Origin of the sequence: Corallococcus sp. AB049A (assembly GCF_003668885.1) — a bacterium.
Taxonomy (GTDB): domain Bacteria; phylum Myxococcota; class Myxococcia; order Myxococcales; family Myxococcaceae; genus Corallococcus; species Corallococcus interemptor.
The window spans coordinates 1-17,457 of record NZ_RAWL01000020.1; the positions used below are offsets into that span (position 1 = coordinate 1).

Annotated in this window: 15 protein-coding genes; 4 read left to right on the forward strand and 11 right to left on the reverse strand. The window is 69.8% G+C overall.

Going from position 1 to position 17,457, the window contains the following annotated elements:
- Nucleotides 1-344, reverse strand: a 344-nt coding sequence (locus tag D7X55_RS03910; protein WP_199746858.1) for a peptidogalycan biosysnthesis protein, incomplete at its 3' end; no start/stop codon positions are given.
- Between the two features lie 113 nt (nt 345-457).
- Complete coding sequence (locus tag D7X55_RS03915; protein WP_120547224.1) at nt 458-868, reverse strand: helix-turn-helix domain-containing protein; 411 nt, start codon at nt 866-868, stop codon at nt 458-460.
- A 110-nt stretch (nt 869-978) separates the two neighbouring features.
- On the opposite strand from D7X55_RS03915, the gene D7X55_RS03920 reads away from it, so the two are divergent.
- The gene (locus tag D7X55_RS03920) at nt 979-1,836 is read left to right on the forward strand and encodes an SDR family oxidoreductase (RefSeq protein ID WP_120547225.1); all 858 of its coding nucleotides are present in this window, start codon (nt 979-981) and stop codon (nt 1,834-1,836) included.
- Between the two features lie 43 nt (nt 1,837-1,879).
- Here D7X55_RS03920 and D7X55_RS03925 read toward each other — a convergent pair whose 3' ends face one another.
- The 3 genes from D7X55_RS03925 to D7X55_RS03935 are packed head-to-tail and all read right to left on the reverse strand — an operon-like array spanning nt 1,880 to nt 5,125.
- Nucleotides 1,880-2,347, reverse strand: a complete 468-nt coding sequence (locus tag D7X55_RS03925) for an NUDIX hydrolase (protein ID WP_121722267.1) — start codon at nt 2,345-2,347, stop codon at nt 1,880-1,882.
- A complete protein-coding gene (locus D7X55_RS03930; RefSeq protein ID WP_121722268.1) occupies nt 2,344-3,813 on the reverse strand; it encodes a DUF2380 domain-containing protein in 1,470 nt (489 codons plus the stop codon). The genes D7X55_RS03925 and D7X55_RS03930 overlap by 4 nt, the downstream gene beginning before the upstream one ends.
- Nucleotides 3,803-5,125: a hypothetical protein gene (locus tag D7X55_RS03935; RefSeq protein ID WP_121722269.1), complete on the reverse strand. Its 1,323-nt coding sequence runs from the start codon at nt 5,123-5,125 to the stop codon at nt 3,803-3,805. Before D7X55_RS03935 ends, D7X55_RS03930 begins: the two co-directional genes overlap by 11 nt.
- A 221-nt stretch (nt 5,126-5,346) precedes the next feature.
- Here D7X55_RS03935 and D7X55_RS03940 point away from each other — a divergent pair, with 221 nt between their 5' ends.
- Nucleotides 5,347-6,204, forward strand: a complete 858-nt coding sequence (locus D7X55_RS03940) for an SDR family oxidoreductase (RefSeq protein ID WP_121722270.1) — start codon at nt 5,347-5,349, stop codon at nt 6,202-6,204.
- On the opposite strand, the gene D7X55_RS03945 is transcribed toward D7X55_RS03940, so the two are convergent.
- The 3 genes from D7X55_RS03945 to D7X55_RS03955 all read right to left on the reverse strand — a co-directional run bounded on the left by D7X55_RS03945 (nt 6,191) and on the right by D7X55_RS03955 (nt 8,690).
- Complete coding sequence (locus D7X55_RS03945) at nt 6,191-6,532, reverse strand: DUF3969 family protein (RefSeq protein ID WP_120547230.1); 342 nt, start codon at nt 6,530-6,532, stop codon at nt 6,191-6,193. The two genes, D7X55_RS03940 and D7X55_RS03945, sit on opposite strands and share 14 nt — an antisense overlap.
- 29 nt (nt 6,533-6,561) lie before the next feature.
- Nucleotides 6,562-7,782 (reverse strand): hypothetical protein, encoded by a 1,221-nt coding sequence (locus D7X55_RS03950; protein ID WP_147442666.1) that lies wholly within the window; start codon nt 7,780-7,782, stop codon nt 6,562-6,564.
- A 110-nt stretch (nt 7,783-7,892) separates the two neighbouring features.
- Nucleotides 7,893-8,690, reverse strand: a complete 798-nt coding sequence (locus D7X55_RS03955) for an acyl-CoA desaturase (protein ID WP_120547232.1) — start codon at nt 8,688-8,690, stop codon at nt 7,893-7,895.
- 188 nt (nt 8,691-8,878) lie between these two features.
- On the opposite strand from D7X55_RS03955, the gene bioA reads away from it, so the two are divergent.
- Nucleotides 8,879-10,210: an adenosylmethionine--8-amino-7-oxononanoate transaminase gene (gene bioA / locus D7X55_RS03960; RefSeq protein WP_120547233.1), complete on the forward strand. Its 1,332-nt coding sequence runs from the start codon at nt 8,879-8,881 to the stop codon at nt 10,208-10,210.
- Nucleotides 10,211-10,337: 127 nt separating this feature from the next.
- On the forward strand, nt 10,338-11,786 hold the full coding sequence (locus D7X55_RS03965) for an FAD-binding oxidoreductase (protein WP_121722271.1): 1,449 nt from the start codon (nt 10,338-10,340) through the stop codon (nt 11,784-11,786).
- 10 nt (nt 11,787-11,796) lie between these two features.
- Here D7X55_RS03965 and D7X55_RS03970 read toward each other — a convergent pair whose 3' ends face one another.
- From D7X55_RS03970 to D7X55_RS03980, 3 genes are all read right to left on the reverse strand, one after another.
- Nucleotides 11,797-15,222, reverse strand: a complete 3,426-nt coding sequence (locus D7X55_RS03970) for an ATP-binding protein (protein ID WP_121722272.1) — start codon at nt 15,220-15,222, stop codon at nt 11,797-11,799.
- A gap of 96 nt (nt 15,223-15,318) precedes the next feature.
- On the reverse strand, nt 15,319-15,939 hold the full coding sequence (locus D7X55_RS03975; RefSeq protein ID WP_120547235.1) for a DedA family protein: 621 nt from the start codon (nt 15,937-15,939) through the stop codon (nt 15,319-15,321).
- A 16-nt stretch (nt 15,940-15,955) separates the two neighbouring features.
- The gene (locus D7X55_RS03980; RefSeq protein WP_120547259.1) at nt 15,956-17,041 is read right to left on the reverse strand and encodes an AI-2E family transporter; all 1,086 of its coding nucleotides are present in this window, start codon (nt 17,039-17,041) and stop codon (nt 15,956-15,958) included.
- Nucleotides 17,042-17,457: the final 416 nt, after the last annotated feature.

A 17,457-nucleotide genomic window follows, 5' to 3' on the forward strand; every position in this document is an offset into this window, starting at 1 on the left:
GTGGCGGGGGACAGGGGGCCGCCGACGAGGAGCTTCGGGTAGTACTCCACGCCCAGCTGGGCGGCGGCGTTGGCCCAGCCGAAGTCGTAGATGTACTCGCCCATGCTGTGGAACTTGAGGTAGGCGGGCGCGGCGGCGACCAGCTTCTTTCCGCGCCACAGCGTCAGGTGGTGCGGGGCCCAGCCGGTGTCCTCGGTGGCGCTGCCGCTCTCCTCCATGGCGGACAGCCACGCGTGGCGCACGAAGGGGGGCGCGCCGCCGGCGACCAGGGCATCCCATTGGGCGGCCGGGACATCGCGGATGGCATCGAGAATGCGGACCTGGAGCGGGGTGTCGGCGGGCACGGGAGCAGTCTTAACGCGGGCCTGTCTCCTTCGCTCCCGTTCGTCCCGCTGGAGGGCACCCGGGCAGGCAGGCCCGCCCGGGGCGGCTCAGGAGGCCGGCTCAGGAGGCCGGCTCAGGAGGCCTTCTTGCGGGGCGAGGCCTTGTTCCGGGCGGCCATCACCCGGGCCACGTTGTCTTCAATCCAGGTGGTCAGCGCCTCCACGTGGACGGCGACCTCTTCACCCAGGGGCGTGAGGCTGTAGTCCACGTGCGGGGGAATCACGGGGTGGGCCTCGCGGTGCACGAAGCCGTCCTGCTCCAGGGACTGGAGCGTCTGGGCGAGCATCTTCTCGCTGACCCCGCCCACCTTGCGGCGCAGCTCGCTGAAGCGGTGGGTGCCCTCTTCCTTGAGCGCGACGAGCACCAGCACGCCCCACTGGCTGGTGACGTGCTCCAGGACGCCGCGCGAGGGACACATGGGCGCGTACAGGTCCCCGCGCTGCTTCACCTTCTCCAGCAATGGACTGCCCTTGCGTGGCTTCATGACGGGACACTTACCATGGGGTGCGTACTTACGAAAAGTGAGTACCCCCGTTACGGTAAGCCCCAGTCCGATTTCGCGCCTGGAGCGCGGGTTCAGGAAAGGGCGGAGCCATGTTCGTTGTCACGGGAGCCACGGGGAAGCTGGGGCAGTACGTCGTCGAGGGGTTGCTGAAGAAGGTGCCGGCGAACCAGGTGGCGGTGGCGGTGCGCAACCCGGACAAGGCGAAGGCCTGGGCGGCGAGGGGCGTGCAGGTGCGCCAGGTGGACTACGACCGGCCGGAGACGCTGAACGGGGTGTTCTCGAAGGGGGACACAGTGCTGCTCATCTCGGCGAACGAGGTGGGCAAGCGCTTCCCGCAGCACTCGGCGGTGATTGAGGCGGCGAAGAAGGCGGGCGTGAAGCTCCTGGCCTACACGAGCATCCTGTTCGCGGACCGGAGCGGCCTGTCGCTGGCGGGCGAGCACAAGGCGACGGAGGAGGCCATCCGCGCGTCGGGCCTGCCGTACGTGTTCCTGCGCAACGGCTGGTACGTGGAGAACTACACGGAGCACATCGGGCCGGCACTGCAGTACGGCGTGGTGCAGGGCAGCGCGAAGGAGGGCCGGGTGGCCACGGCGACGCGCGAGGAGTACGCGGACGCGGCGGTGGCGGTGCTGACGGGCACGGGCCACGAGAACCAGGTGTACGAGCTGGCGGGGGACTCCAGCTTCAGCCTGCCGGAGTACGTGGCGGAGCTGTCGCGCCAGTCCGGCAAGCCGGTGAAGTACGTGGACCTGCCGGTGGCGGAGTACTCCGCGGCGCTGCAGCAGGTGGGCGTGCCCAAGCCCTTCGCGGACACGCTGGCGGACGCGGACGCGGGCCTGTCGCGCGGGGAGCTGAACGACACGAGCCGCACGCTGAGCCGGCTGATTGGCCGGCCCACGGCGCCGTTCGGGAAGGCGATTGGCGCGGCGCTGAAGCAGGGGTGAGTTCTGGGGGGATGCCCCCTGGCCCGCGAGGTCTCCTCGCGGGTCAGGCTTCCTCGTCAGGGAGGAGCGTGCGGAGCAGTTCGTCATCGGGACCGAGCGGCTGCCAGCCGGGCGGTGGCGGATGGGCGAGGAGCGCATCGCCGGCCCGGTCAACGCGCTCCTTGTGGGTTTCTGGGGTGTAGGCGAACCACGTCCCGAGCCCCAAGGCGACCTCTCCCCGGCTTACGTCGTCCAGCGCACCCGGCCAACCATTTGGGAACCTCTCGGCCAACTCGCGCACGAGGACATCACGAACCAAACGCGTGACCTGCCTGCGCTGCTGCGCCTCGTACAGCAAGCCGCTTAGGACCTGTACGGCAGCAACGTCGTTGCCAAGCTCGTCGGCCAGGGCATACAGCGGAATGGCAGGGCGTGCTTCGGCAAAAGCGATGAGGGAGTCAAAGCCACGTTCACGAACCCTCTCGTACAGGCGCGCCTTGATGTTGCCCCGCCAAGCTTCTCCGCCGCTCATCGGCTTCTCCCGGATGTGAAGCTCATCGGGATTCTGTAGTCCCGCATACGCATCGCGACCTCCTTCAGGATCTCATTCCGCATCAATCTTCGGCCGGCCTTCATCTCGGCTTTAAACAGTACCTCCATCAACATCCGGTTCCACTCACCGGGCCACATGCGCCCCAGCTTCCAGTTCCCTCCACCGTGAATCGCTTCGTGGTGGGCCTGCTCCAACCGGACGCAAAACTGGTCGATGTCCATGTCGCCCTTGAAGCCGCGCTGTTCGAACCACTCGCGGTGCTCTTGCGGTAGGACATGGTGCTTCGGAGCGTCCGACATGCCCGCCCCCGTCCTGCCGGTTTCGTGCATGCCGCGCACCTCGGGACTGTCCCCCAGCGCGTCGCGCACGCCCTTGGGTAGGTCCTGATGCGCCTGGGCCATCATGACCTGTCCGCTTTGAATCAGGACGGCCGCGCTGACGGCAGGAACGGAGATGACGCCCGCCTGCACGAGCCGCCGCATCATCTCTACCCACTCGGCGGAGACCACCATCCGCGAGCCCACCATGACTCCACCCGAACTCATCACGAGGCCCACGCCGAGCGTCGCGGGAGCCGAGGGCGGCACGCGTGGCAGGGACATCTTCAGCGTGGAAATCATCGTGACCAGCTCCACCGCCTGCATGGCCGCGATGACCTGCCCGCCGAACCTCATGGTCGCTCGAGTTTCTCGCTGGAGCGTGTCGAACTCACGCGTCAGCCTCCCCATCAGCTCGGGCATCGCGGTGGTCGCCGCCTCCACCCGCTCCGGGTCCAGTGATGCGAGGTCCGTGAGCGTGGGCTCCATCAGCCCCTGCACGCGATGAAGGTCCATGAATATCTTCTCGACGCTGCACATGGGGCAGTTGCGAAGCACGGCGTCCCCGAGGTGCAGAAAGTCCACCCAGGTGGACAGCAGCAGGGTCCCGAACTGAGCAGCCTGGAGCTTCGGCCCTGTCATGCGCAGCAGGCCCAGCTCCATGTCCGAGTCGCCGACTTCCGAGGCCGCATTCGTCAGGGCGGTGGCGCTTCCGAGCGCGCCATGAAGCCACGTCACTTGCTTGGAGCCCTGGTCGAGGTAGCGCGTGAAGACGCCGGTGAGGCCCCATCCCCCAAGGGCTGGAGGGCGGGCCGCCAGCTTGGAGAACGCGGCTTCGACGCGGGTCAGGGCGCCCTTCACCTCGCCCGTGGCCTGGAGGACTGCCTGACGTGTCAATGCCGCGCTTCGGGCCCCGCCGCCCCCAACAGCGACCTCCGTGCTGCCGTCTCCCACGGCTGTCACGTCGTCACGCGGTTGCTGGCGGCGCAGGAGTCGTTGCTCGGGCCCGGAGGAGTAAGTCTCTCGCGGCGCGTAGCTCAGGCTCCGGCCATATCCAGGCACCTGCGACACGGAGGCGCATCCCGTGGCCATCAGGACCAGGACCAGCACCAGGGCGTCAGCGCGCATCGTCCACCCCGAGGCCCAATGAGGCGAAGGCGCCTGTCCGCGGCATTCCTCCCGGCGATGGGAGCAGCAGCGTGCCGCCCGTCCCCACCGCGTAGAGCTTTCCACCCAGGAATCTCCAGCGGAGCTCAGCGGACCCCAGATATCGCGCCCCCGGCTGTCCCATGCCCACCCCGAGGCCGTTCACCTGCACTTCGAGGCTGCGCGCGAAGAGTTGCACCGCCACGCGCCCATCCACGTCAAGGCGACCCCATGAGAAGGCTTCCGCGCCCAGCGACACCTTCAGGTGCTTGGAGAGGCCTCCATAGCGGACCGCGTCCCAGCCCACTTCCGCCTCGCCGTAGGCGGAGTACCCATCCGGGAAGAGGGCCTTCGCCAGCGGCACTCCCTGCGGCCCCGCCGCCTTGAAGCGCGCCAGTTCGTAGTCCGGGCCGAAGAAACCCTGACGGAAGCCGCCGTGCTGCCTGCGCATCTCCAACCGCAGCCGTAGATCCAACGTGGGCGTCAATGCATCCACGCCCGCGCCCACCACCGCGCCCCACGCGCCGCCCTCACCGGGCCGTCCGCCCCAACCGGCGAGAAGGTGCGCCTCGAAGCCTGGCCGCACGACCACCACGGCGGTGCCATCCAGGTGCGCCAGCGTCACCGAAGGCGCGCGTCCTCCAGCCCGCCCCCAGTCATGCACGGCGGAGAGGGCCAGCGTGTAGCGGCCCTGCTCGCGGGGCTGGCCGAAGAGGACGTGCTGCACATCCAGCGAGACTTCCGCCCCCAAGAGGCGCGCACCCAATACGTCCGAGGCGAATGCCTGCGTGTAGAGGGGCCCCAGCGTGCCGGTGAGGAAGCCTCCCGCTGGGTGGTAGTCGGGATTGCTTCGGTTGGAGTAGCGCCGCACGAGATGTGCCGACAGCAGGCTGTAGGACTCCAGCGCGCCGAACCAGATGCCCACGGGCGCGTTGTCCGAGCCCAGCTTGAGTCCGCGCACCACCTGCCCGAAGTCGGAGAGGTTGTCCCAGTCCTCCCTCCTCACGTGGCCCGTCCCGCCCCACGCTCGCAATCTGATTGGTGCGCCGAGGTTGAGCCCGAACTCTGGACCCCCATCCAGGATGAGCGTGGGCTCCAGTTGGACGAAGCCTTCGGGCTCACCGCCGCCTGAGCGCGGAAGGAACGCGAGCGACGCCACCTCCAGCCGTGCCAGTGAAGACCAGGAGCGGGATGGCTCCTTGGGGACTGGAGGCTCGGAGTCAGTCGAATCCGCAGCCGCTCCTCGCATGGGAAGGAGCCCCAGCCACAGCACCGCCCACCAGCGGTTGCCCATTGCTCGCGCCTCCTGACCGCACTCCGGTGCGGCGTGCAGAACCCGGTGATAGCGGTCAGGTCCGACACGTCAGCCGAGCCGGGCGAGGCCTGCTCCAGAACGCATGGTGTTGGGGCTCTCGCCTCAGGACTCCCTCTCCTTCTGGTTGCGCGATTTGTTAGAGAACTTCTGGCGACCTGCTTGGGCGCGGTGGCCGCATCTGCAAAAGGGAGAGGACGCCGATGATCGTCGTCACGGGAGCCACGGGCCGGTTGGGCCGTTTCGTCGTCGAAGGCCTGTTGAAGAAGGTCCCCGCGAACCAGGTGGCGGTCGCGGTTCGCAATCCGGACAAGGCAAAGGATTGGGCCGCGCGTGGCGTGCAGATCCGCAAGGCGGACTACAGCCACCCGGAAACGTGGGATGGCGTGTTCTCCGCCGGGGACACGGTGCTGCTCATCTCTTCGAGCGAAGTGGGGCAGCGCCGCAAGCAACACCAGACCGTGGTGGACGCGGCGAAGCGGGCCGGCGTGAAGCTCTTGGCCTATACGAGCATCCTGCACGCGGACACGTCGCGGATGGTGCTGGCGCCGGAGCACCTGGACACGGAGAAGGCCATCCGCGCGTCAGGGCTTCCGTTCGTGTTCCTGCGCCACAGCTGGTACCTGGAGAACTACACGGAGGCCGCGAAGCGCACGCTGGAGCAGGGCGTGCTCCGGGGCTGCGCGAAGGACGGCCGCGTCGCTCCCGCCACCCGGCAGGACTACGCGGACGCCGCCGTGGCGGTGCTCACCGGCACGGGTCATGAGAACCAGGTGTACGAGCTCGCGGGTGACACCGGCTTCACGCTGGCCGAGTACACAGCGGAACTGTCCCGCCAGTCCGGCAGGACCGTGACGTACCAGGACCTGCCTCCGGCCGACTTCGCCGCCGCGCTCCAGCAGGCCGGCCTGCCCAAGGGCTACGCCGACGTGCTGGCCAACTCCGACGAAGGCATCGCCCGGGGCGACCTGAACGACACCAGCCGCACGCTGAGCCGCCTCATCGGCCGGCCCACCACGACGCTGGCCGAGGCGCTGGCCGCCACGCTCAAGCAGGCGTGATGTTGAGCCACTTCGCGGCATCACTCGACGGAGACGAAAGGCTCGCGAGCACCTGATGCAGCTTCGCCTCAATCTCCGCGATGGAGGCGGATAGCGCCTCGGGTGCCAGCTGAGCCACGTCTTCCAGCTCCGTCGCCAGATGGATGGCGTGACGGAGCTCGGGGGGGACTTCCATCGCTTCGAGCCGCGACAGCAGCGCTGGTCCAAAGAGCCGGCTGCATGCTCCGGCGGGAGCGATGCTCCCCAGCATCAGCGCACGGCACATACCCAGGGCCGTGACCGCCACGAAGCGCTGGACCTCTTCAAGCCCCGAGGCCTGAAGGGTCATGACTGCTCCTTGTTCGGGGGGCGCAGGATTCACAGGTTGCTCCATCCGGGTTTGACCTTGAGGTTGAAGACCTTGCCGGATGCACTTTCGAAGTAGTGAAGGGACACCTTCTCGCTTCCGACCCAGCCATCCTTGTAGACCTTGTGCCAGGTCCCAGGTTCGACTTCCCGAAGCTTCTCCAACAGGGCCTTGTTGGACACAGTGTTCCGGGTCGTCCCATTCTGGACGGCCTTGAACCCAGGAGGATATCCCGGGGCGATCTTCACACTGTCGTGGACGGAAGCGACCCCTCCTCCCTGTCCCGACGGCGAAGGGCTCCCGGTTCCCTGCCAGGCGGAAGCGGCCACGGCGGTGGACGCGACGCCGATGGTGAGTACGCCCTCCGCGAGCGAAATAGACCGAACGCCCCCGGATGCCGCGGCACTCAAGCGCAGACCTGCGTTGGTCTCCGCCGCCAGTGCCGCGCGAGCGAAACCCGGAAGCATGGGACCCTTCGTGGCCACATTCGACGCTCCGCCACCCAGGGCGGCCGTGAGTGCCAGGATGAGGAGCCGGGCTCCGCTGGTCCCCATGACCTTTCCAAAGCGATGCCCCGCGTCCTGCAACTCCTCGAACGTGACCGCTCGCCCTGCTTCCGCGGACAACTGCTCCCAGCCGCTCACGAGCTGGACGAAGTTCTCCACTCCGACGTAGGCGATGACGTACGTGGTGAGCGCGATGGCGATGAGCTTCGTCACGGGCTCGGGCGCCACCAGCAGGGCCATGTAGGCCGCCATGGCGGTGGAGATCATCGCCTTGAGCGTCAGGGGATTGATCACCTCCGCCACGGCACCCTGGACGCCATCCCAGACTCCGTCCCATGCGAAGGACAGCGCCAGTCTCCTCCGGGCGCTGGCATCCAGGAACGAGAAGCCGTCATCCAACAGGGAAAGGCATTCCGTGGGTGCTTCTTGCTGGGAGCACCATTCCCGGGGCTCCAGTTCCTGCGCGCGCGAAGCCGGGCCCCAGCTGGCGAGCTGGAGGCGGGAAGGGGGCTGTCGCTCGGATTGAAGAGGGAGGCGCATCTCCAGCACGAGCTGAAGCAGCGCCTCCCGGAATCCATCCTCGGGAATGGGAATGGGGTCTACGTTCCGGGGAGGCGTGTAGATGATGGGGACGCCATCACCCGTGTCCAATTGGACGACGCGCGAGGTTGCACATCCCGCGCAGAGCAGTCCAAGGAGCAGGAGACCCAAGCCGCGTTGCTTCATGTCGTCCTCCCGGCACGCATGCCCACGAGGAGCATGCGTGCGGGGACTGACATCCACGGCCGGACCACGACAACCGCCGGGGCGCGACAGGCCCCGGATGATTCAAGACCTCAGGCCACCTGGGCTCCGGCGCCGCTCTGGCGGGCCACTTCGCGCGGCTCCGGGTAGACGGCGCGCTGGGGCGTGGTGATGCGGATGACGCCCAGCTTGGACAGCACGCGCATCACCTGCCACGTGGGGTCGATTTCGAAGGCGCGCGCCGCGAAGTTCGGGCTGCTGCCGTACTTGTGGTGGTTGTTCTGGAACAGCTCACCCATGCACAGCACGTCCACCGGCAGCGTGTTGCGCGACTTGTCCGCGCCCTTGAAGTTCCGGTAGCCGTACTTGTGCCCGCACCAGTTCACGATGGCCCCGTGCACCGGCCCCATCACGAAGTGCACCGGCAACAGCAGGAACATCCAGGCCGACGTCGCGAACGCCACGTAGAACGCCGTGTACAGCGCCACCCAGCCCAGCACCGCGAACCAGGACTGGCCCAGCGTCTCGTCCACCAGCTTCCACTCCGGATAGCCACCCTCGAAGCGCGGCTCCGGCTGGATCTTCCGCGTCAGGATGCCGGTGTAGCGCTCCTTCGTGTGCCACATCATCCGCATCACGTCCTTGAAGTAGTGCGGCGAATGCGGGTCGTTCTCCGTGTCCGAGTACGCGTGGTGCTCGCGGTGCAGGATGGCGTACGCCCGCGGCGACAGGTACGACGAACCCTGCACCAGGTAGGTGAGCAGGTGCATCACCTTCTCCGTGCGCGGCCCCATGCTGTACATCCGGTGCGCCGCGTAACGGTGCTGGAAGAAGCTCTGGAAGAAGACGCAGAGCAGCCAGTGACTGATGAAGAAGATGACGATGGCCATGACTCTCCCGTGTTTACAGACACAGGGCTAACACCCCCCCTGTCACGGCAATGTCAGCGCCCCCCATGTCACCGGCCCCCTCCCGCTCGCCCTGTCCACGGGCGGATAAGGAACCGTTGCCGGCCGCACCCGGGGAGGGCAGAAGGGCACGCGGCGCGTCACCCTCCCTGTACCCAGGAGCTTCCACCGTGGATCGGGCAACCCTCGTCGGCCTGGACAAGCAGCACGTCTGGCACCCCTACACCGCCATGGAGGCGTACATCGCCAGGACGGATCCGCTCGTCGTCGTCCGGGCGGAGGGCGTCTGGCTCCATGACGCGGATGGACGGCGTTATCTGGACGCCAACGGCTCCTGGTGGGTGTCCACCCTCGGACACCGCCACCCGCGCCTCGTGCGCGCACTCACCGAGCAGCTGGGCAGCCTGGCGCACGTCTCGCTCGCTGGCATCACCCACGGCCCGGCCGCCCGCCTGGGCGCGGAGCTGACCGCGCTGGCCCCGGGCGCGGACCGCCCGGACGTGCCCGCGGAGCAGAAGCTGTCGCGCGTCTTCTACACGGACAACGGCAGCACCGCGGTGGAGGTGGCCATCAAGATGGCCGCCCAGTACTGGGCCCAGAACGGCCGGCCCCGCCGCACCCGCTTCATCACGCTCACCGGCGCCTTCCACGGCGAGACGATTGGCTCCACCAGCGTGGGCGGCGTGCACGAGTTCCGAGACGTGTTCGGCCCGCTCCTCTTCGACGTCATCCATGTCCCGTCCCCCGCCGAGGCCGACGGCCACGCGCGCGCCCTGGAGCAGGTGAAGGCCGCGCTCGCCCAGGATCCGGACGGCATCGCCGGCGTCATCCTGGAGCCCGTCATCCAGGGCGCGGCGGGCATGTGGATGTCGTCGCCGGACTTCGTGCGCGAGGTGCGCGCGGCCACCCGGGCGGTGGACACCTTCCTCATCGCCGACGAGGTCTTCACCGGCATGGGCCGCACCGGCGCGCGCTTCGCGGTGGACCTGGCCGGCGTGGTGCCGGACCTCCTGTGCCTGGCCAAGGCGCTCAGCGGGGGCCTGCTGCCCTTCGCCGCCACGCTCGCGTCGGAGCGCATCTTCCAGGGCTTCCTGGGAGCGAAGGACCGGGCGCTCTATTACGGGCACTCGTACTGCGGCAACCCGCTGGGCGCGGCCGTGGCGCGCGAGGTGCTGGCCGTGTACCGCGACGAGGACGTGCTGGGGCAGGTCCAGCGCAAGGCGCCGCGCGTGAAGGCCGCCTTCGAGCGCATGGCCGCCACCCTCCCCGGACTGGAGCGCCCGCGAGCGGTGGGCATGGTGGGCGCGGTGGACCTGGGCGGCGGTGGCTACTTCGCGGACAGCGGCTGGCGCGTGTACGAGGCCGCCCGCCGGCGGGGCCTCTACCTGCGCCCCATGGGCAACACGGTCTACATCGCGCCCGCGCTCAACATCCCGGACGCGGACCTGGACCTGCTGCTCCAGGGCGTGGAGGACAGCCTGCGCGAGGTGGCGGCGGGCTGAGTCGTCACTCGCCACCGGCGCGTGCCGGGCAGCCCCCTCCCGCCTTCCGGTCCTCCCAAGGCCGTCACCGTGCGCATCCGTTGAGTCAGGCGCCGTGCCGGTGCCGGCCCTTGAGGAGGGAACCGCCGTGACACTCGAAACCCACCGTCCTCGGACGGGCCCCGGCCTGCCCGCCGGGTTGACACCGGACAGCGTGGAGCTGTTCCGCGCGCAGCTGCGAGGCTCGCTCATCCAGCCGGGTGACGCCGACTACGCGGAGGCGTGCCAGCTGTACAACGCGATGATCCACAAGCGCCCGGCCATGGTGGCCCGCTGCGCGGACGTGGCGGACGTCATCGCCGCGGTGGCCCTGGCCCGCGAGCGCAAGCTGGACCTGGCCGTGCGCGGCGGCGGCCACAACGGCGGCGGACTGGGCCTGGTGGACAACGGGCTGGTCATCGACCTGTCGCGCATGCGCGGCGTGCGCGTGGATCCGGAGGCCCGCACGGTGCGCGTCTCCGGCGGCGCCGTCTGGGGGGACGTGGACCACGCCACGCACGCCTTCGGGCTCGCGGTGCCCTCCGGCATCATCTCCACCACGGGCGTGGCCGGGCTCACGCTGGGCGGGGGCCTGGGCCACCTCACGCGCCGCTTCGGGCTCACCATCGACAACCTGCTCGCCGTGGACATGGTGCTCGCGGATGGCCGCTTCGTCACCGCGAGCGAGGAGAAGCACCCGGACCTGTTCTGGGCCGTGCGCGGCGGCGGCGGCAACTTCGGCGTGGTGACGTCGTTCCTCTTCCGCGCCAACCCCGTGGACATCGTCCTGGGCGGTCCCACGCTCTGGCCCCTGGACCGCGCGGCGGAGGTGATGCGCTGGTACCGCGAGTTCCTGCCGAACGCGCCGGAGGACCTCACCGGCTTCTTCGCCTTCATCACCGTGCCGCCCGCGCCGCCCTTCCCGGAGGAGCTGCACCTGAAGAAGATGTGCGGCGTCATCTGGTGCTACACGGGCGACCCCGCGCGCGCGGACGCATTGTTCGCGCCCGTGCTGGCGCTCAAGCCCGCGCTGCATGGCGTGATGCCCATGCCCTTCCCCATGCTCCAGACCGCGTTCGACGCGCTCTATCCGCCGGGGCACCAGTGGTACTGGCGCGCGGACTTCGTGCGCGAGCTGCCGGACGCGGCCATCGAGCGCCACGTGTCCTTCGCGGAGCGCCTGCCGTCCATGCAGTCCACCATGCACCTGTACCCCATCGACGGAGCGGCGCACCGCGTGGGCCCGCATGACACGGCCTTCCGCTTCCGCGACGCGCGCTGGTCGGAGGTCATCGTCGGGGTGGACCCGTCACCGGAGCGGGCGGCGGACATCTCCACCTGGGCGAAGGAGTACTGGAACGCGCTGCACCCGTACTCGGCGGGCGGCGCGTACGTGAACTTCATGATGGAGGAGGGCCAGGAGCGCGTGCAGGCCACCTACGGCGACAACTACGCGCGCCTGGTGGAGGTGAAGCGGGAGTACGACCCGCACAACCTCTTCCACGTGAACCAGAACATCCAGCCCGGCCCGGTGAAGCCCCCGAGCGTCGCGCACTGAAGGCGCGCGCTCAGGCCTGGGCCCGCGGAGGCAGCGGCAGGTCGATGATGAAGGCAGCGCCCTGGCCGGGGGCGCTCTTCAGGACCAGCTTGCCGTGGTGGCCCTCGACGATCCGCCGGGCGATGAAGAGGCCCAGCCCCAGGCCGTGCACGGAGCGGGGCGAGCCGCCGCGCTCGAAGCGCTCGAAGACGCGGTCCTGGTGTTCCTGAGGGATGCCCGGGCCGCCGTCCGACACGGAGAGGATGAGCCGGTCGCCGTGCTTCCGGAGCCCGATGCCGAGCGCCGTGCCCGGTGCGTACTTGATGGCGTTGGACACCAGGTTCGTCAGCACCTGCTGCATGCGCGAGCGGTCCCACCACACGCGCACGTTCAGCTCCGCCCGCAGCTGCAGGATGCAGTGGGCCTGATCCATCTGCTCGCGGAAGACGTCGAGGACCTCGTGCACCAGCTCCATCGGGTCGCTCTCCTCCATGTGGAGGTCGAGCTTGCCCGCGCGGATGCGGGAGACGTCCAGCAACTCGTCCACCAGCCGCGACAGCCGCTCCACCTGCCGCTGCGCGGACCCCACCGCCACCGTGAGCTTCTCCGGGGAGGGCGGGTCTCCGCGCTTGGGCGACAGGCGCCGGCGCGTCATCTCCAGGTGAAGGAGCAGCGCGGTGACGGGCGTCTTCAGCTCGTGCGAGGCCACGCCCAGGAAGGTGTCGCGCGCGGTGAGCGCGTGCTGGAGGTCGCGCGTCAGGGCCTCCAGTTGCTGGCGCGCGTGGGTCCGCTCGCTGACCTCCTGCACGGCGACGAGCAGCCCCTGGATGTGGCCCCCGCCGTCGCGCTGCGCGTGGATGTCCACGTCCAGCAGCAGCTCCTTGAGGCCGCCCTGGCCGTCCGGCTGGCGCACCGGCACCTCGCGGCCCACGAAGGGCTCGCCGGTGCGGTAGACGCGCTCCAGGTGCTGGAGCAGCATGCCGTGGCCACCCTGCGGCTGCGCCTCGCGCGCGGGCCTGCCCAGCATGTCCCGGCCCATCAGGCTCGCGAACAGGGGGTTGATGACCGTGAAGCGGAGGTCCGGCCCCGTCAGCACGCACATGGCCACGGGGGCCTGCAGGAAGAAGTCGGAGATCTGCTGCCGGGCCCGTCCCAGCTGCAGCTGGCTGTCCACGCGCGCCAGCAGCTCGCGCGCGGAGAAGGGCTTCACCAGGTAGTCGTCCGCGCCGGCCTGGAGCCCCTCGATGCGGGCCTCCTCGCCCGCGCGCGCGGACAGCATGATGAAGGGGATGCCGCGCGTGCGTGCGTCGTCGCGCAGCTTCTTGAGCAGGCCGAAGCCATCCAGCCGGGGCATCATCACGTCGCTGAGGATGAGGTCCGGCCTCATCTCGAGCGCCGCCTCGAAGGCCGCCTCGCCGTCCGCCACCGCGCGCACGGTCCCGTGCGCCGCCAGGAGGCCGCTCACGTACCCGCGCATGTCCGCGTTGTCGTCCGCGACGAGGATGCGCCCGCGCCTCACGGACGGAGCGAACCCCGTGCCCAGGCTCTCCAGCATGGTGGCGTCGTTCGCGGCCAGCGCCGGTTCCAGCCCGGCATCCCGTGAAGGCACGGGCTCCTCCGCGTCCGGCAGCCAGCGCAGCGCCTCCTCGCTGAAGGCGGACCCCAGCTTGCCCGCGTGCGGAGCGCCTTCCTCTTCGTGGACCTGCTCCGCGGGCAGGTGCGCGCGGCCCAGCGGCAGCTCCACGGTGAAGGTGCTGCCCTGGCCCTCCACGCTGCTGACGCCCAGCTTTCCGCCGTGCAGCTTCACCAGCTCCTGGATGAGCGCCAGGCCAATGCCGGTGCCCTCGTGCGTGCGGCCTTGCGAGGACTCCACGCGGTGGAAGCGCTCGAACACGCGCGGCAGCTCCGCCTCCGGGATGCCGGTGCCGGTGTCCCGCACGGAGAGCCTCACCCGCGTCCCTTCGCGCTCGAGCCGCACGGTGACGCCGCCGTGGAGCGTGAACTTGAACGCGTTGGAGAGCAGGTTGAGGACAATCTTCTCCCACATGTCCCGGTCCACGTAGACGGGCTCGCCCACGTCCCGCGCCTCCACCGTGTACTGGAGCCCCGCCTTCTCCATGGCGGAGCGGAAGACGCTGGCCAGGTCCCCGGTGAGCCGCGCCAGGTCCGTGGGGTGGAAGCCCGCCTTCACGCGGCCCGCCTCGATGCGGGAGAAGTCCAGCAGCGAGTTGACCAGCTTGAGCAGGCGCAGCGCGTTGCGGTGGGTGAGCTCCTGGCGCGCGCGCTGGACCGGAGGCAGCGGCGCGGACGTGTCCGCGAGCGACTCCTCCAGCGGGCCCAGGATGAGCGTGAGCGGCGTGCGGAACTCGTGCGACACGTTGGAGAAGAACGCCGTCTTCGCCCGGTCGATGGCGGCCAGCGCCTCCGCGCGCTGGGCCTCCGCCTCATACGCGCGCACGGTGACCACGGCGTTGGTGACCGTGGCCTGGAACTGCTCGTGGAAGTCGCGGTAGGCGTCATCCATGGCGCGGCGGGGGCTCACGCCCGCCACCAGGTAGCCGAAGGGCTCCGCCATGCCGGGCGGGTGGATGGGCAGCACGCGCGCGTGCGCGGGCGGCTCCTCGTACGGCCCCGGCACGATGCCCGCGTCCAGCGGCGCGCGTGGCACGTCCACAACTTGCGCGCCCGCGCTGGCGAAGGGCCACGGCCCGTCCAGCCCGGTCTCCTCCGGGCTCCACGCGGTGCCCGGAGGCAGGCCCATGCCGGACACCCAGCGGACGCGCGGGGCGGCTTCGTCGCGGCGGTAGAAGAGGAGGAAGGGCACGTCCAGCGCGGCGTCCGGCTGCAGCCGCGGCAGCGCGGCGCCAATGTCCTCCACCGTCTTCACCTTGCCCAGCAGGCCGGACAGCTCGCGCAGCGTCTGCGAGCGCCGCGCGCCGAGCATCTTCTCCGTCACCTCCGTGATGGGGTGGAAGAGGCCGCCCACGCCCCCGGACTCGTCGCGGATGGGGCTGAAGGAGAAGGTCATGAAGGCCTCCTCCAGATAGCCGTGCCGGTCCAGGAACATGCGCTGGTTCTCGATGTAGGAACCCGTGCCCGTGCCCGCCTTCTCGAACACGCCGCCCACCACCGGCAGCGCCGTGGCCCAGCAGTCGCGGAAGCGCTGGCCCATGGACTCCGGGTGCTTCGCGCCGCAGATGGGCCGGTAGCTGTCGTTGTAGATTTGAACGCGCTCCGGTCCCCACGCGATGAGGATGGGGAAGGTGGAGGACAGGCACAGGCTGACGGTCGTGCGCAGGCTCTGCGGCCACGTCTCCAACGGCCCCAGCGGCGTCTTCGACCAGTCCATGGCGCGGATCAACCGGCCCATCTCACCGCCGCCGGACACCCAGTCCATCCCCCCTTCCGTGGATGACATCGCCGTGGAGCCGGCCTGAAGGGGGATGGGGAGAGTCATGAAGCCTCGGATGTTCGATCAGGGGAGCCGTCTGGTTGATAGCGGAGTCGCGCGGCGCGTGCCGGGCCAACGCCCCGAAGTGTGCGCTTGCCTGCTTCAGCCCTGGGGGGGATGGCGCGACAGCCGCTTCTCGCGGGCATGGCGCACCGCGAACGCGACAAGCAACGCGGCCACGCCGGCCAGCACGAGGAAGTGCTCCACGCGGCCCACGCCCTTCGCCACGCGGTCCACGCTCTGGGAGCCCAGGTAGCCCAGCGTCACCACCAGCGGTGAGCTCACGCACAGCGCCAGCCCGTCCCAGAGGAGGAAGCGGCGCAGGGGCATGCCTTCCGCCGCGGCCATGGCGAACACGGGCACGCGCAGCACGGACATGAACCGGCCCACGAAGACGACGCGCGGGCCGTGCTTCGCGTACAGACCCTGGATGCGCTCGCGCCGCTCTGGGGGGAACAGGCGGCGGGTGCGCCGGTGCGTGTACAGGGCTTGTCCCAGCCGGCGGGCCGTCAGGAAGAGGACGGTGTCGCCGCACAGCACGCCCACGAAGCACAGCGCGATGGCGGCCGGCAGCGGCATGGCGCCCCGGTGCGACAGCACGCCCGCCGCCAGCTGCACCAGGTCCTCCGGGAAGGGCAGCCCCAGCCCTCCGGCCACCAGCACGAGGAAGAGCAGCGGGCCGGAGCCGTGCGTCACCAGGAGCTGGAGGGGCGAGGCGTTCATCGAGGCGTGAAGCCGTTCAGGGCTCCGGCAGGACGGCCGCGGCGCGGCGCTCCTGGCGGAAGAGGAGGACCTCGCGGACGATGATCTGCACGGTGGCGGCCACGGGCACGGCCACCACCGCGCCCACGATGCCCGCCAGCTCCACGCAGAAGAGCACCGCGAGCAGGGTGACGAGCGGGTTGACGTGCACGGTGCGCTTGAACACGAGCGGCGCCATCACGTTGCCCTCCAGCTGGCCGTAGAGGAGGAAGTAGATGAACACCGCCAGCGCCTTCCACAGGCCGCCGGTGGCCAGCGTGAGCAGCGTGATGAAGCCGCCCGCGATGATGGGGCCCGCGTAGGGCACCAGGCTGGAGAAGCCGCTGGCCACGCCCAAAGGCAGGTAGAAGGGCATGCCCAGCACGGCCAGCATGGTGGTGGTGAGCGTGGCGTTGATGGCGCAGATGAGCGTGATGCCGGACAGGTAGCCGCCCGTCGCCGTGTACACGTTGCGCAGCACGCGCACGTACCGCAGCCGGTGATCCGGACGGGCCAGCTCCAGCAGGCGCCTGAGCACGCCGCCGCCGAACACCAGCATGAACACCACCAGGAAGAAGACGGTGATGACGCCGCCCAGCAGGCCCACCACGCCGCCAATGGCGCTCATCAGCAGCTCGGGCAGCGGACCCGCGAGCGCGGGCGTGGCCTCCTCCAGCCGTTCGTTCCAGCCCAGGCTGTGCAGCCGCTGGTTGAGCGCGCGCAGGATGCCGGTGCCGCGCACCTGCTTCCACAGCTGAGGCCACTGGGTGACGAGCGCGTCCACCTGCTCCACCAGGTCCGGAATCACCAGCAGGCCCAGCGCCACGATGGCCAGGAACAGCGCGAGGAGCACCAGCGTGATGGCCTGCCACCGCCTCAGTCCGCGCTTCTCCAGCCGCGACACACCGTGCTCCAGCGACAGCGCGATGAGCGCCGCAATGCCGGTGAGCGTGAGCGCCACGCGCGTCTTGGCGATGAGCACCACCAGGGCCATCACGCCCAGCACCACGAAGCACACGGTGAGCACCGTGCGGATGGACACCTGGGACTTCTGCTGCGGTGGGACGACGACGGGCTCGGACACCGGCAAAGGCTCCCCGGGGCGGGCCACCGGCTTCGGGCCCCATGTCCTTGCGGATGCGTCATCCCGTGCCCGGCGGCAACCACTGTCATCACGCCAGGTGTGCGCGCCGGGGCCGCGCGCCGCTCAAGCGTCCTGCGGGTGACACCCGGCGCTCGCGAAGTGGCCGGGGCGGACGCAATCACCGGCCGCGTGGTTCGTCACCCCGGCAGCCCCGGAATGGCCGGGCTGGCCGGGCTGGCCGCCAGGCTGTCCGTCCCCCCCGGCACGGTTGCGCGTCCGCCACGCGACGGCGCCGCGCTCGGGCGTCCAGCACCTGACGCGCTGGGACGTCGTGGAAAGAGGGGACAGCACGGTTTGCCGGGCCCGAGCGTCAGACGGGGATGGGAACCTTCGTGGGAAGGGGCCTTTCGCGGGCC